This is a genomic window from Bacteroides sp. ET71, assembly GCF_023336905.1.
Taxonomy (GTDB): Bacteria; Bacteroidota; Bacteroidia; order Bacteroidales; family Bacteroidaceae; genus Bacteroides.
In genome coordinates this window covers 86,697-102,137 of record NZ_JAMBLS010000009.1, presented here as the reverse complement: position 1 = coordinate 102,137, position 15,441 = coordinate 86,697, and the positions used below count along the sequence as shown (strand labels likewise).

15 protein-coding genes are annotated in these 15,441 nt (G+C 53.1%); 3 read left to right on the top strand and 12 right to left on the bottom strand.

Translation table 11 applies throughout. The annotated features are described in order from the left end of the window. Positions 1-48: 48 nt before the first annotated feature. From M3090_RS07100 to M3090_RS07090, 3 genes are all read left to right on the top strand, one after another. Positions 49-1,968: a tetratricopeptide repeat-containing sensor histidine kinase gene (locus M3090_RS07100; protein ID WP_249054834.1), complete on the top strand. Its 1,920-nt coding sequence runs from the start codon at positions 49-51 to the stop codon at positions 1,966-1,968. Positions 1,969-2,058: 90 nt separating this feature from the next. After that, the gene (locus tag M3090_RS07095) at positions 2,059-2,706 is read left to right on the top strand and encodes a response regulator (RefSeq protein WP_249054832.1); all 648 of its coding nucleotides are present in this window, start codon (positions 2,059-2,061) and stop codon (positions 2,704-2,706) included. Between the two features lie 239 nt (positions 2,707-2,945). After that, the gene (locus M3090_RS07090) at positions 2,946-4,325 is read left to right on the top strand and encodes a BACON domain-containing protein (RefSeq protein WP_249054830.1); all 1,380 of its coding nucleotides are present in this window, start codon (positions 2,946-2,948) and stop codon (positions 4,323-4,325) included. Between the two features lie 128 nt (positions 4,326-4,453). On the opposite strand, the gene M3090_RS07085 is transcribed toward M3090_RS07090, so the two are convergent. From M3090_RS07085 to M3090_RS07030, 12 genes are all read right to left on the bottom strand, one after another. Further along, entirely contained in the window at positions 4,454-4,996 is a 543-nt protein-coding gene (locus M3090_RS07085; protein ID WP_249054827.1) for a 2-oxoacid:acceptor oxidoreductase family protein, read from the bottom strand. 24 nt (positions 4,997-5,020) lie between these two features. Beyond that, positions 5,021-5,782, bottom strand: coding sequence for a thiamine pyrophosphate-dependent enzyme (locus M3090_RS07080; protein ID WP_249054825.1), 762 nt, complete (start codon positions 5,780-5,782; stop codon positions 5,021-5,023). Positions 5,783-5,793: 11 nt separating this feature from the next. Next, positions 5,794-5,970, bottom strand: coding sequence for a hypothetical protein (locus tag M3090_RS07075; protein WP_249054823.1), 177 nt, complete (start codon positions 5,968-5,970; stop codon positions 5,794-5,796). A 21-nt stretch (positions 5,971-5,991) separates the two neighbouring features. Continuing rightward, positions 5,992-7,071 (bottom strand): 3-methyl-2-oxobutanoate dehydrogenase subunit VorB, encoded by a 1,080-nt coding sequence (locus M3090_RS07070; RefSeq protein ID WP_249054822.1) that lies wholly within the window; start codon positions 7,069-7,071, stop codon positions 5,992-5,994. Positions 7,072-7,106: 35 nt separating this feature from the next. Then, positions 7,107-7,340, bottom strand: a complete 234-nt coding sequence (locus M3090_RS07065) for an ATP-binding protein (RefSeq protein ID WP_249054819.1) — start codon at positions 7,338-7,340, stop codon at positions 7,107-7,109. 192 nt (positions 7,341-7,532) lie between these two features. Next, positions 7,533-7,808, bottom strand: coding sequence for a tetratricopeptide repeat protein (locus M3090_RS07060; RefSeq protein WP_249054818.1), 276 nt, complete (start codon positions 7,806-7,808; stop codon positions 7,533-7,535). Positions 7,809-8,146: 338 nt separating this feature from the next. Continuing rightward, positions 8,147-8,929 (bottom strand): DNA-binding domain-containing protein, encoded by a 783-nt coding sequence (locus tag M3090_RS07055; protein ID WP_249054815.1) that lies wholly within the window; start codon positions 8,927-8,929, stop codon positions 8,147-8,149. A gap of 74 nt (positions 8,930-9,003) precedes the next feature. Further along, the gene (locus M3090_RS07050) at positions 9,004-10,671 is read right to left on the bottom strand and encodes a long-chain fatty acid--CoA ligase (protein ID WP_249054814.1); all 1,668 of its coding nucleotides are present in this window, start codon (positions 10,669-10,671) and stop codon (positions 9,004-9,006) included. 130 nt (positions 10,672-10,801) lie between these two features. Continuing rightward, positions 10,802-12,151 carry a sensor histidine kinase gene (locus tag M3090_RS07045; RefSeq protein WP_249054812.1) on the bottom strand — a complete coding sequence of 450 codons (1,350 nt, stop codon included), beginning with the start codon at positions 12,149-12,151 and terminating at the stop codon, positions 10,802-10,804. After that, positions 12,148-13,482, bottom strand: a complete 1,335-nt coding sequence (locus M3090_RS07040; RefSeq protein WP_249054810.1) for a sigma-54-dependent transcriptional regulator — start codon at positions 13,480-13,482, stop codon at positions 12,148-12,150. Before M3090_RS07040 ends, M3090_RS07045 begins: the two co-directional genes overlap by 4 nt. A gap of 75 nt (positions 13,483-13,557) precedes the next feature. Continuing rightward, on the bottom strand, positions 13,558-14,334 hold the full coding sequence (locus tag M3090_RS07035) for a hypothetical protein (RefSeq protein ID WP_410553186.1): 777 nt from the start codon (positions 14,332-14,334) through the stop codon (positions 13,558-13,560). Further along, entirely contained in the window at positions 14,309-15,115 is an 807-nt protein-coding gene (locus tag M3090_RS07030; protein ID WP_249054805.1) for a metallophosphoesterase family protein, read from the bottom strand. The genes M3090_RS07035 and M3090_RS07030 overlap by 26 nt, the downstream gene beginning before the upstream one ends. Between the last annotated feature and the right edge of the window lie 326 nt (positions 15,116-15,441).

The window sequence follows — 15,441 nt, the reverse complement described above, 5'->3', positions numbered from 1 at the left end:
ATTACCTGAAAAGGCGTATTTTTGCGGCAACAGGATATAAACTCTTTTATGAAATTTCTATTGCTTATCTGTTTCTTGTTTCAGACCGCAGTGGCTGTCTGTGCCTCAGATTCCGAGTTGGCTTTATACCGGGCTGAATTATCCCGTGCTTTGTCTTCAAACAATGCGGACAGCTTGGCTACGGCCTATGCTCATTATGGTGAATATTATGCCTATCGGGATGCGGATTCCACTCGTTATTATTGCGGCTTGGGATTGAAATATGCCGATCGTTCGCGCTCCGAGCCTTATCTTTTTCTGCTGAGCAATTTGGCCAATGCTTACATCTCTTCCGGAGATTTAGGAAAAGGACGCCGGCTGCTGTGGGATGTGTTGGATGAAGCTGACCGGTTGGGGTGTGATTCCTGTTTCCGTGCTACTGCCTTTACTTCGATAGGGGTGACCTATCGCCTGCAAGAAAAGCCTGATTCGGCATTGTGGTGTTACAACCGGGCACTTGGTTTGCTGCAAAATCAGGATGCTTATGGTGAGGAGGCGCATCTGCTGACAAGTATTGCTGTACTTTATGCTAATATGTCACGCCTGAAGGAAGCTATGTCTTATGCTGAGCGTGCCATGCGGGTGGTTGACCGGTGTGATGAAATAGATATGGCCTTTTATGCTTATACTACGGCCGGCAGTATTCTTGCGCTTCAAGGACATAATGACAAGGCTGCCGGATTGATACATCCCGTATTGAGTAAGGCCCGCCAGCAAAAGAAGCCGGGGATGGAGCTGAAATGCCTCACTTTCCTGCTGGGCATGTTTCAGCGAAGCGGCCAGCGCGATTCTCTGGATTACTATATGAAGCAGGCCGATAAGGTGTTTCTTCGTGTTCCTGCCGAATCGACGGAGGCTGTCGGTTACATGGAAATGCTTTATAAGATTTTGGCTGATTTGGGGCGTTATCGTGAAAGCCTGTCCATTCAGCAGAAATTGTTGATGGGGCCTGGGAGGAACCAATTGGGCGGTGTCAATCAACTTTATCTCTATATGGCACACAACCATCAGGCGCTGCATGAATATGACCAGGCTGCCCGTTATTATGAACTGACTTATGAGGTTTCTGACAGTCTTCATGCTGCTGACATAGATGCGCAACTGTCGGAGCTGACCGTCAAATATGAGACTCAGGAGAAAGAGCTTGAGATAGCCCGGCTTTCTGAGCAGCATCTGAAACAGCGTGCGCAGGTCATGCAATGGATTGCCGTGGCTTCCGGGTTGTTTTTCTTGCTTCTTACGCTTGTCCTTTGGTATGTTTTCCATTGGCGCCGTGTCCGCAGGGAAGAGGAGTTGAAGTTGGCCCGCAGCTATATCGACGGAATGGAAAATGAGCGTGCCCGTCTGGCCAAAGATTTGCATGATGGCGTGTGCAATGATTTGTTGGGGATAGGGATGCAGATGCAGTGTCTTCCGGCCACTGAGGTTACTGCGCAGATGGTGGATTGGGTCGAGCAGGTGCGTATGGAGGTGCGTAATATTTCGCATGAACTGATGCCTCCTAAGTTCAAGTGTACGACGTTGGACGAGATGCTGGAGGAGTATGTGGAGCGTCATCCGTTGCGCGGGCAGGTTTCCATCTGTTTCCGCAAGCAAAACAGGGGAGGTAGTTGGGCCGGCATCCCCGAACAGGTGGCATACGAGGTGTACCGGGTCATGCAAGAGTTGCTTTCCAATATTGTCCGTCATGCGCATGCTACCCGGATTGAAATTGTCCTGTCCCTGGAGGCTTCTCAACTGGTATTGTCCATGACGGATGACGGGGATGTTTTCTTGAATCCTGTGGCGGCGGACGGCAACGGGAATGGCATCGGGCTGGACACAATCCGCGAACGGGCCAAGGCGTTGGGAGGGCTGTTGCACGTCGAGGCGGACGAGTCGGGGCAGACTTTCTGCCTGAGGGTGCCTCTTTCTGACGGAAAAGCATGAACGGGTGGGATAAATCATTGTTTTTCGTGATTCCCGGTATCTTGAAAACCGCTTTCTTTGCAGAGTGATAACGGAAAGACAACGGTTAGAATGAAAGATACACGCATACTATTGGTAGACGATCATGATTTGGTGCTTCAGGGGCTTAAGCGAATCGTGGAATGTTCGTTGCCCGAAATCAAGCACATTTGTACGGCTTCCACCGGGCAGGAGGTCTTGCAACGGATTGCTGCCGAACAGTTTGACCTCTTTTTGCTGGACATTGAATTGCCCGACATGTCTGGCCTGGACCTCATTGCCCATATCCGCCGGACAGACCCGCAGGCGCGTATCATCGTCAATACCATGCACGAGGAGGTCTGGTTCATCAAAGACCTGTTGCAGTGCAACGTGTCGGGCATCCTTTTCAAATCCGTCAACTCCAACAGAATCGCCGAGGCCATCCGCAAAGTGCTGGAAGGGCAAACCTATTATTGTCCCTATGCCGAACGGGTGCGGGCACGGATGAAACGTTCGGACGGGGGGCGACGCGAGGAGCTGACCGTGCGCGAGCTGGACGTGCTGAAGCGCATCTCCGAAGGGAAAAACACGCAGGAGATAGCCTGCGAACTCTGCGTGTCCGTCAATACCGTGGATACGCATCGCCGGCACCTGTTGGAGAAGCTGGAGGCGCGCAACGTGGCCGACCTCATCATGACCGCCGTCTCGCGCGGCATCATCCCCATCCGTAAATCTTGAACCGACAGGTTATAACCGCCACCGCACCATGAAAAAGATAGATGCCAATGTCCGGGCAACCTTGTCCAGAGAGCGTGGACGCCTATGTCCAGAGAGTGTGGACGCCTATGTCCAGGGAGCGTGGACGCCTATGTCCAGAGAGCGTGGACGCCTATGTCCAGGGAACGTGGACGCCTATGTCCAAAGTATCCCGAAGAAACGAGACTGTTTAACCCTCTAATAAATAAGTATATATGAGTATGAACCGATTCTTGGCAGGCTGCCTCAGCCTATTACTGGCCGCCTTCGTGGCCGGATGCAGTGACGACGACGACGCGCCCCGCGACCTCGTCCTGTCCGACAATACGCAGACCACGCAAACCGTCTATGCCGACCAGACCAGCGGCACGGGCGGCGGCATCAGCTTCACGGCCCTGTCCGACTGGACGGCCACAGTGACCGACGTGACCGACACCAAAGCCACCACGGACGGCACGGTGGACTGGCTGACCTTGAGCGCTTACAGCGGCGGTCCCGGCGACTACACGCTGACCCTCACCCTGACCGAAAACCTCACAGGCCAAGACCGCAAGGCGCAGATTGAAATCGTGTGCGGAGCCAGCCGCATCACCATCACCGTCGAACAGAAAGGCACCACCGAGGGCGGAGACACCCCGTCGGTGCCGCAGGAGGGCGACCGGTTGGCCCGCATGGAATACACCAGCATCAACAGCGACAACCCCGACTATTACACCAAAGTAATCCTCACCTTTGCCTACAACCGCGATGGGCTGCTGGGCGAGGTGCACGACATTGCCTATTACGGCGACGAGCAAGCCTATTATTCGGAAGACATCTACGCCTTCGGCTACGACGAAAACGCACGCCTGCAACGCATCGAGAGGCACTCGGACTATGGCTATGACCACGCCTACGTCATCCAGACGAACGACGCCGGCGACATAGCCCTGCTCTACGAAGACACCGGAAGCAGCACCGTGACAGCCTGGCGCTTCGACTACGACGAGAACCGCTACTTGCAGAAGGCCGTCGAGAACAACACCTACGAACCGGGCAACGGCGACGGCGATGACGACGACGAAGTCACGCCCGGCTGGGACTCGGGAGCATCGGCCTCCACCCGCGCGTTCAACAACGAACGACTGCTGATGACCTGGCAAGACGGCAACCTGGTGCACACCTCAGGCGGCTATGGCTACGACTTCATGGACTGGGAATACACCTCCTACCCGAACGAGACGCCCGGCCTGGACTTCAATGTGATGAGCAGCCGCCCCCTCTTCGGCAACACCGAAGACACCTACAACGACCTCGTGAACATGCTCTTCAGCCTGCGCCTACTGGGACAGAACAGCCGCAACCTGGTGACGAAAGACTTGGTGAACTGGGCATATGACGTGCAACCAGAACCCGACCCCGACGAACCGGAACCTACTACGGAGACCACCCACGAGGATTATTGGGAGCCGTTTGAATACAGCTTCACGGCCGAGAACTACCTGTCGCGCGTAACAGCCCGCGCCGTCATGCGCACCATCGTCACGGAGATTGCCACCGGAGAAGTCATCAGCATCTCCGAGTCCTACTACGACGACGAATACATCTTCACCTACGAATAATAAGAGAGGGAGTTCGTGTCACAACACACACACAGCACACGTTGTGACATAACAAACGACCGTCTGCTCAAAGGTTAGGGAGGCAGACGGTCGTTATCTTTTTATCTGTGCAATACTCGCTCAAGGCTTCACACCGGCTGTATCAGCTCCATGCCCCGGCGGATGGCCTCTTCGTTCATCGGGATGAGGTGATGGTGACGTTCGGGCAGCGTTTTCTTCAGCCCCTTGATGACGTTTTCCAGCGACACCATCGGCTCAATCTTCAGCAGTCCGCCCAGCACAATCATGTTGAACGCCTTGCTGTTGTTCATCTCATTGGCGGCGTCCATCGCGTCAATGCGGTAGACACGGATATCCTGCCGCGTGGGCGGGTTGATAATGCCATAGCCGTCGTAGATGAGGATACCACCCGGTTTCACTTTGCTTTCGAACTTCTCCAGCGAGGGCTGGTTCAGGATGATGGCGGCGTCGTACTTACTGAGGATGGGCGACGATATGCGCTCGTCGCTGATGATGACGGTCACATTGGCCGTCCCGCCGCGTTGTTCGGGCCCGTAGGCGGGCATCCAACTGACTTCTTTGCCTTCCATCAGGCCGGAGTAGGCCAGTATCTTGCCCATCGAGAGCACACCTTGTCCGCCGAATCCGGCTATAATTATTTCTTTGGTCATATCTGTTATTACGAGTTTCGTTTGTTATTTATCCTTTAAATCTCCCAATGGGTAGAAGGGGAACATGTTCTCTTCCATCCACTTGTTGGCTTTTTCGGGTGACATCTTCCAGCCCGAGTTGCAGGTTGATACGATTTCCACCAGGTTAGAACCTTTGCCGTTCATCGAATTTTCGAAAGCTTTGCGGATGGCCTTCTTGGCCTTGCGGATGGCAGGCACGGATTGCACGCTCTGGCGGGTGACGTAGGCAGTGCCTTCCAGTTGGGCGGCCAGGTCGGCAATCTTCAACGGATAGCCGTGCAAGTGGACGTCGCGGCCGTAGGGACAGGTGGAGGTCTTCTGGCCTACGAGGGTGGTGGGGGCCATCTGTCCGCCGGTCATGCCGTAGATGGCGTTGTTGATGAAGATGATGGTGATGTTCTCGCCGCGGTTCAGGGCATGGATGGTTTCAGCCGTGCCGATGCAGGCCAAGTCGCCGTCGCCTTGGTAGGTGAACACGAGACGGTCGGGCCAGAGGCGCTTGATGGCGGTGGCCAATGCAGGTGCCCGTCCGTGGGCTGCTTCTTGCCAGTCGATGTCGAGGTAGTTGTAGATGAAGACGGCGCAGCCTACGGGCGAGATGCCGATGGCTTTGTCTGCCAGACCCATTTCTTCGATGACTTCGGCAATGAGCTTGTGTACGACGCCGTGGCTACAGCCCGGGCAGTAGTGCATGGCGTTGTCGTTCATCAGAGTGGGTTTCTTGTAAACCAGGTTTTCGGGTTTGATGATATCTTCTTTTGTCATGGTGGTTTTCCTTATTTTCTTTTAGTGAAACGTATGAAACATTCGGCTATCTTCACCACGATGGCGGCTCCGCAGGTGTAGAGGAAGAAGCGTTGGTCGTCGGCTTTCGTGAAGTAGAAGATGACGGCCATCAGGGCCAGCAGCATGAAGATGAGGTTGAGGATGTTTCGTATCTTGTCGGTATCCATAGTCTTTTTTCCCGTGTGTGTTTAGCCGATGAGTTTCTTGAGGGCTTCGACGATTTCGTCGGGGTCGGGGACGATGCCTCCAAGGCGTCCGAAGTGTTGGACGGGAACTTGCCCGTTGACGGCCAGACGGACGTCTTCGACCATTTGTCCGGCGTTGAGTTCGGTGACGAGGATGCCTTTCATGCGGGGAGCGAGGTCGGCAATGGCTTGCGTGGGGAAGGGCCAGAGGGTGATGGGCCGAAGGATGCCGACGCGGATGCCTTCTTCGCGGGCCAGTTGCATGGCTTTTTGGCCGATGCGTGCCATGGAGCCGAAGGCTACGATGAGGTAGTCGGCGTCGTCGCACTGGATTTCTTCGAAGCGGACTTCGTTTTGCTCTATCTGCCGGTATTTGGCTTGGAAGCGGAGGTTGTTGACTTCCATGGCTTCGGGGCGGAGCTCGAGCGAGGTGATGATGTTGGGCCGGCGGCCTTGGGTTTTGCCGGTAGTGGCCCAGGGGCATTGGGCGATGACTTCCTCGTCGGTGCGGCGGGGTTTCTGCGGGGGCAGGACGACTTTTTCCATCATTTGTCCGATGACGCCGTCGGCCAGGATGACAGCGGGGTTGCGGTACTTGAAGGCCAGTTCGAAGGCGAGAGGGACGAAGTCGGCCATTTCCTGCACGGAGGCGGGGGCGAGGGTGATGAGGCGGTAGTCGCCGTGGCCACCGCCTTTGGTGGTCTGGAAGTAGTCGGCCTGGCTGGGTTGGATGGTGCCCAGTCCGGGGCCGCCGCGCATGACGTTGACGATGAGGCAGGGCAGTTCGGCTCCAGCCAGGTAGGAGACGCCTTCTTGCATGAGGCTGACGCCGGGGCTGGAGGAGGAGGTCATGACCATTTTGCCGGCGCCGGCGCCGCCGTAGACCATGTTGATGGAGGCTACTTCGCTTTCGGCCTGGAGGACGACCATGCCGGTGGTTTCCCAGGGCTTCAATTCGGCCAGGGTTTCGAGGACTTCTGATTGGGGGGTGATGGGGTAGCCGAAGTAGCCGTCGGCGCCGCAGCGGATGGCTGCGTGGGCTATGGCTTCGTTGCCCTTCATTAATACTATTTCTTCTGCCATATCTGTTAGGTTCTTAGTTCTTGATTCTTCATTCATCATTCTTCATTCGTCTTGACTTTGTAGACGCTGATGCAGCCGTCGGGGCAGACGGTGGCGCAGGAGGCGCAGCCGTTGCAGGTATCGTCAAGCACCTGGCGGGCGTAATTGTATCCTTTCATGTTGACCTCTTTGGCGAGGGCGATGACGTGCAGCGGGCAGGCTACGGCGCAGAGGTTGCAGCCTTTGCAGCGTTCGGTGTCTACTACGATTGCTCCTTTTATTTTTGCCATAATTACGTTCTCCTTTTTGTTTATGAGTTTTTAAGTTTGTTAGTTTTTAAGTTTGTTAGTTGACGAGTTGACAAGTTGACGAGGGGGTGGGTGATGGGGTGGAAGTTCCTTGTGGCCTTGTTAACTTGTCTCCTTGTTGACTTGTTAACTCGTCCCCTTGTTAACTCGTCTCCTCGTCCCCTTGTTCCCTGTTTATTGGTTGAACATGTCTTTGTTGTAGAATTCGAGGATGTCGAGCAGTGCGCGCCGGGCTTCGACGGCGGGGCTGCGGGGGTTGAGGTCGGCGGCGCGCTGGTAGTCGTCGAGGGCGTGTCGCCAGTCGGCCTGTTTGCGGTGGGCGTTGCCGCGCAGGTAGTAGACCTGGTCTTTGTGTGGGAAGTCGCTCTGCAGCAGGGCGTCCAGCGCGTCGATGGCTTCGGCTACTTGGTTCTGCCGGAGGTGTTCTTTTATCAGTGTCAGTTGTTCCATACGGATGTTTCTCTGATTAATCAGTCGCAAAGATAGGCTTTCTCGGGGAATTTCGGGCGTTTCGGGTGTGAAAAAATGGAAAAGGGAAGGGCGCGGGAGGGGAGGCTGAAGGTGAATGGCACGCAGATGACGCTGATGCGACTGATGACCGCTGATTATATGTCGTTGATTCGCAGTGGAATAGGTGTTTGGAAATCTGTTCCGCCGGTGTCGCCTGCGTGCCGTATTCATTATGCCCCGCTCTGTCCAGGATGTTTGGACACCCTGTCCAAGATGCTTGGACGCCTTTGTCCAAGATGTTTGGACGCCCTGTCCAAGATGTTTGGACGGCCTTGTTTTTATCCGAAGGTGCCTTGGCCACTGTCGTCATCATCTTCGCCATTGCCGGGAGTTTGAGGTGCGCCGCCGATGTAGATGGTTTGCGAGGTGCTTTGCGGTGTAGAGCGTAGTTTCCCTCCACCGCTGTACTGCGTGGTGACGGTCAGCGTGTATTCGCCGTCGTCCAGGTCGGAGGGTATGAGGATGACCAGTCGCGAGGGTTCGGCCACGGCAATCATGTCTTCCGTCAGCCGCGTGACGGCCTGCGTCTCCGTGTTGGTCAGGGTGACGCCGACGGAGGGGTCGTCGCCCGCGGGCAGGATGTTCTTGCCGTAGAGCGTGAGGTTGCGCCCGGCGGTGGCGCTGTTGTCGGTCGCCTTGGTGGCCACGTCGTTGGTGCTGCCGATGTAGAACTTCGTGGGGCGGTCGCCGAGGACTTCGACGGTGGTGTCCTGGATGCTCTCACGCAGCGTCTTGCCTTGGGTGAAGGAGACGTAGACGGAGTCTTTCTTCGGGTCCCACGCGTCGTTCACCGCCGTGCCGCGGAACTGGGCCACGGCGCGGAACAGTCCGGTGTTGACGCTGACGCCGTTGAGCACTTCTTCGGCCACCACTTCGTTGTGCAGCTTCACTATCATCTCCATCGTCGTGCGCAGCACGCCGGGGTTCTTCGCCACCATGCGGTCGATGATATATGCCAGGTCGGCCGTGCGGGTGCTTTCCAGTTGGAAAATCTTGTCGGTCTTGTCGTCGGTGGTCACGGTGTTGTCCACCAGCCATGCTTTCAGGATGTTTTTAGCCATGTTTTTCAGTCTTTATTAGGTTAATGAATGTATGCGCAGTCGTATGGGCTCTGCCACGCGCCTTGTGTATTCTCTTATCCCTTCGCCTCTTGGTACATGAAGCGCTTGATGCTCTTCTTGGCCGTCTTTTCAAACTCCTCGAAGTGTATCTTCACCTTCGATATCTGGGCATAGGCCGGTAGTTGCTGATTCAGCTCCACGCGGTTGGCCTCCATGGCGGCGGGCACGTCTTCGGGCTTCAGCCCCTTGGCGAAAGCCTCGTCGAAGTCGGGATAGACCAATGCCACCAGCTTGTCGTTTTGCAAGACCACGAGCGACTCCGACACGTAGGGCAGGTTGTTCAGCTTGCTCTCTATCTCCTCCGGATAGATGTTCTGTCCCGAGGCCGTCAGCAGCATATTCTTGCTGCGTCCGCGTACTGTCACGTATCCGTCCTCGTCCATCGTAGCCAGGTCGCCCGTGTGTAGCCAGCCTTCTGCGTCCACAATCTGCGCCGTGGCCTCTGGGTTCTTATAGTATCCCAGCATCGTGTTTGTGCCCCGGCACACGATTTCGCCGGCCACGTTCCTCGGGTCGGGCGAGTCGACGCGCACCTCCATCCGCGCTGCAGCTTTTCCGCACGAAGCCTGCTTCAGCGTCTCCCAGCGACTGGAGCAGATGATGGGGCCGCACTCGGTCATGCCGTATGCAATGGTATACGGAAACCCTATCTGCTTGACGAAACGTTCGACATCGGCATTGAATGGCGCCCCGCCGATGATGATTTCATCAAACTGCCCGCCGAATATCTCCATCGCCTCCTTGCGCGCCGATTCCTTTATTTTGTCGTTGACGATGGGAATCCGCAGCAGTAGCTTGCCGATAGTGTTGTCCACCCGTGGCAGGATGTTTTTCTTGATAATCTTCTCCACAATCAGTGGTACGCACGAGATGACCTTCGGCCGTATTTCGGCAAACGACTGAGCGATGATTTTGGGCGATGGCATCCGCGTCAGGAAATACAAGTGAGCCCCTGCTGAAAATCCATACAAGAAGTCATAGACCATGCCGAACACATGTCCCAGCGGCAACATCGACACGATGTGGTCTCCGGGCTGCACGCGCATCATCTCGCGGCAATAGTCCACGTTGCTCCAAAGGCTGCGGTAGGGCAGCATGACGCCTTTCGAATAGCCCGTCGTGCCCGACGTGTAGTTGATGACGGCCAGCTCGTCAGGCGACTCTTCCTTGCGGTAACAGATGTGTTCCGGGCGGAAACGCATCGGATAACGGGCGCCGTAGCGTGCGTTGCGGTGTTCGAAGGCCTCCATCAGCTTTTCGTTGCGACACACCACCGGCTCGAAGTCTTCCAGCACCACGATGCCTTCCAGCAGCGGCATGGCGGCCTCGTCCAGCGCCTCCCAGGCACGAGCCCCAACAAACAGTAGTTTAGCTTCCGAATGGTTCACGATGTGATGTATATTGTCTGCCTTGAACTCATGCAGTATCGGTACGATGACAGCCCCGTAGGTCACCGTGGCCAGGAAAGTCACCGCCCAATGGGCACTGTTCCTGCCGCACACGGCTATTTTGTCGCCCGGCTGGATGCCGGCACTCTCCAACACCAGGTGGAATTTGGCAATTTTCCGTGCCACGTCCTTGTATTGCAGGGTGATGCCCTTGTAGTCCGTCAGCGCGTCGCGGTCCCAGTTCTGTATGATACTTTGTTCTATATAGTCGATGAAAGTGGCTGCTCGTTCCATGTCTTTTAAGTAGTCTCGATCAGATTAGTGAATAAAATATGTCGCAAATATACGGATATTTGTGGTTCTTCCTCTACGAAAGTCCTATAATTTTGCACACTATTGTACAAATCGTGCTTGTTAGTTTCCTTTAGTCAAACGTCAATCTGAACGTAGTCTTTCTGTTGGGCAATAGCGTGATGCTTCCTCCCGAAAGGCGCATGATCTGGCGTGAAATGCTCAGCCCGATGCCACTGCCTCCTTCTTTCGTGGTGAAAAAAGGTATGAAGATATGCTCGGCCACGTCTTTGGGGATGGCCGGCCCATCGTTACTCACCTCAATGATGACGGCTTCTGTGTCGTCACAGTAAGCCCGTAGATCGATGTGTCCTTTTCCGTTACCTTTCCCTGCCGTTTCAATGGCCTGGATGGCATTTTTCAGCAGGTTGGTCATGACTTGCCCGATGAGGTTCTCGTCGGCATGCAAGATTAGGTCGTCGGGCTCGACCTCGGTGTGGAAGTCGATGCAAGCTTCCGGGTGCTGGTGGTGCGCCAAGTCGGTCATGCGCGAAAGGAACCCTTTTACATAGAACAGCGATGGTACGGGTGTGGGGATGTGAGTAAATTTGCGGTATGATTCTACGAAAGATAGCAGCCCCTTACCCGTAGCCCGGATGGTCTGTAATCCATTGGCAATCTCTTCTTGCGGGGCCCTCTGCATGGTCAGCTCTAATAAAGTCTCACTTAGTGAGGTGATAGGGGTGACGCTGTTCATGATTTCATGCGTTAATACACGGGTCAGGCGCATCCACGAGTCAAGCTCCTTTTCATCCAGTTCATTGTTGATATCGTTCAAGGCCAATATGCGGAGGTGTTCTTGGTGGACGGTAATGTCGCTGACTTTTACAAATAATTGGAGCATGCCTCGTTCGTTCTGGACGGGTATCTGAAAGCTTTCTCCTGCCCGGCATGTCGTGAAACTATTGGTGAGGTGTGGATCTATCCGGTCTAATTGGTTGACGTGTGTGAAGACTTCCAATCCTAACAGGCGTAAGGCTTCGTTATTCTTCTGATAGACAGCTCCGTTGCCGTTCAGCACTACAATCCCTGTGTTGATACATTCCAGTATCAGTTCGTAGTATTTTTCTTGTTGAGCAGTCTCGTTTTTCACATTATGTAATATGTGTGTAATACGGTTTAATGCCTTGTTTACCAGACGAGCATCCTTGTCTCGTTTGTCTTCGGAAAAATGAATGGAGTAGTCGTTGTTCTCTATGGCATCGAGCAAGAAAAGCACTTGTTGGGTGTATTGTCGGTTCAGCTTATACAGCCTATACAGCAAGAAGCAGGTTATAAACGTTAAGCCTATGGCCCACGGTAAGGCTCGGAATGGGTCTTCCCTCGTGGGCATTTCCCGGAAACATAATGTCCATGCTCCTCCAGCCAGTAGGGTTGTCAATACCAACAGGATGACGTGATACGTGTAGCATAGCCGTCTCATAACCCGTATTTTTTCATTTTGTTGTATAACGTTTGTCGTGTAATACCCAGTTGGGTAGCTACGGCAGACAGGTTCCCGTCGCAAGCACTCAGTGCTTTGCGTATCATTTGCTTTTCCATGTCTTCTAAGGTTGCTGTTGAGACATCTTTTTCTTCGGAAGCATGGTTGATGTGGGATAATGGGAAGGCTTCGGCCGGTAATATCGAACCATCGCTGATGATGACAGCTTTTTCGATGGCGTGTTCCAGTTCTCGGATGTTGCCTTGCCAAACATGTTGTTCCATTCTGTTGCAGGCTGCTTCCGAGAGTTGCATTTCTGGTTTGCCATATTGTTTGCAGAATCGGGTGATGAATTGCTTGGCTAATGGCAAAATATCTTCCGGCCGTTTGCGTAACGGCGGTATTTCCAAGTGTATCGTGTTGATGCGATAGAGCAGGTCTTCGCGAAATTCTCCTTGACGTACCATGAGTGGCAGGTCGCGGTTGGTGGCACATATCAGTCGGATGTCTATGGATATAGGCGTATTACTTCCTACGCGTACGATGCTGCGGCGTTGGAGTACTGTCAGCAGTTTGGCTTGTAGATGATAGGGCAGGTTGCCAATCTCATCCAAAAATAAAGTGCCGTGGTTGGCTGCCTCGAATTTCCCTGGCCGGTCCGTTCGTGCATCGGTAAAAGCTCCTTTGACATGTCCGAATAATTCGCTTTCGAACAACGTCTCTGTCACAGCACCCATGTCTACAATGATTAGCGGTTGCTTTTTGCGGTTTGACAGGCGGTGCAGTTCGCGTGCCAGCATTTCTTTACCTGTTCCGTTTTCACCCGTTATCAATACGTTGGCATCTGTTGCCGCTACTTTTTCTACCAATAATCTCAGGTGTTGCATGGCGGGACTTGTTCCCCAGTACATGCAGCTTCCTTCTTGCGCATCAGGAACATCCTTCTTGTTCGGAGCAGCCGCCTTGAGCAAAGTGTCCACTAATTTCTGGTTGTCCCACGGTTTCACTATAAAATCTGTAGCTCCTTCTTTGATGCCTCGTACGGCCAGATCGATGTCTGCATAAGCAGTAAACAATACTATTGGCAGATTGGGGCGAAGACGGTGTATCTCATGTAACCAATACAGCCCTTCGTTGCCATTGTTAATGCCCGATGTAAAGTTCATGTCGAGCAATACGATGTTCCAGTCATCTTCCCTCAAGGTGGCTGGCAGGGTAATCGGAGAAGGCAACAGCCCCATTTTGTTGAAGTAAGGTTTCAGTAACAGTTGCAGAGCAGTTAGCACGCCCTGGTTATCATCTATGATAAGGATATTACCGTATTTCTTCATGATTTATCGTTTTACTGCCCGCAAAAATACGTCTTTTACTTGAATAGCGTATAAGAGTATGTGGAAAAGCTGTAATTAGAGTAATTGCAACTTTACACCAAAAGATAGGGACAGATAATCTCGTGGGCGTAAATAGCGGTTGGTAAAAGCACTGATGATATAAAGGTCGCACGTGCTTATTTCGTAGAATAACGTGAGATTTTTGGCCGTAAAACGGCGCTTGGGGTCGATGTCGTAGGTCAGGCGTTGTCCCAAGAAGGCATGGATGCGTACTTTGGACGAGAAACCGTAGTATCCTTTCGGGTAACGCTCCGGTTCACTGACCCAGAATTCATTGCCAAAAACGGTATTGAAATATATGCCACACGTCAAGGGCTCGGCAGAAAAACGGCTTTGTTTGATTTGTAAGGACCAGGGGATATAGTTTTGTTTCAAGGTGAAAGTAGCCTTGGCTTTATCTGAATTGTATTTGGGTACGAAGCCGAGTGAAAGGTCGGTTTCCCATTGGTTACGTTTGCCGTAGTCCCATCCGAAGCCAAAAGACAACAAGCCCATGTTGCCGGCGAATTGCATTTTGGTATGTGTAGGGATTAAAGCCGCCCAATGGCGACGATAGCGGTGTACACGGCGGTCGTAGCGGCTGGTGGAAGCTGGGCCTGTGTGTACGTCTTGTAGGTCGGCATGGGGAGGAAGCCACAGTGTGTCGTGCACCTCTTTGATGATGAATACCGTGTCTGTCAGTCCGCTTTCCTGAGCCCCGGCCGTGCACAGAAAGCCTAAGCAGAAAGCTCCGAGGATAAGTGCACGATACACATTATATATATTATTAGAAATATATGATTTCTCTTTCATAACCATCGGGGGTAATGGTGAATACATAATAATTACGATTCTTCATGCAGTCACTCATGTAATACATGATGCCGTCGCCGAAAAGGTCTTCTTCGAACACGCGGTGCTCATGAGCGGCTGTGCAGAATTGTATGCCAGGAAAGCCGGTGACATAGTGTTGGAACACACGGTCTACATTGTTGTTAAAATCGCCGCATCCCGGTCGGATATGCATGCAGACAACAGTCTTATCGAATTCGTCAGCACGTGTGGTTTGTTCGTCTTCGATGAACTCAAAATCCGGTACCGGGGTTGAGTAGTCATATTCAATAGCGTTGGTGTTGAGGCAGACGAACTTCACCCGTCCGGCAATGAACGAGAAGTTAGGGTCACCAAAGACCTTGTGGTAGGTCTCCTCGCCTGTGCCCAGGCAATCATGGTTGCCGATGAGGACGACATAAGGCACATTCAGTCCGTCCATGATGTCGCGTTGCCACAGAAATTCATCCGTCAGGCCGAAGTCGCTCATATCACCGCCGTGGATGACAAAATCTATATCGTTCCGCAGGTTCAGGTGGTTGACGAAGTCCTCCGTTTCGTCATACCAGCGTTGCGAGTCGCCCATCGTGACGAAGCGGATGGTATCTTTGCCCAGGCAGGCGGCCTCGATTTGTTCGATGTGATGCGCATTGATGTCTGTTTCTCCTTCGATGCGCACATCATAAGGGTGATAGTCTATCAGGTCGCAACCCGTAAACAACAGGCAGCCGACTGATAGAATGAGGTAGTTCAGTTTCTTCATATATAACGTGTGAATTGGGAGATTTTGTTACAACTTGGGGGATTATGTTACAAAACCGGTGGCAAAGATAGAGTTTTCTATCTAACCATTGATAATATATATACCTTATTTAGTATCCTTTATGACGGGTATTTCTGTCCTCGGGTGTCTAAAAAATAGACACTGTTGTCTAAAAATTAGACACCCGGGTACGAAGGCGTATCCTTAAAGTCGTTGTTTATCAGCCTTGTATGAGTTTGGCATGGTTTTGGTATTAGAGAAAGGTGAGAAACTAATCATAAATACAACTGCCGAGGGCAAACACTTCGGTACGGACATATTAGAGA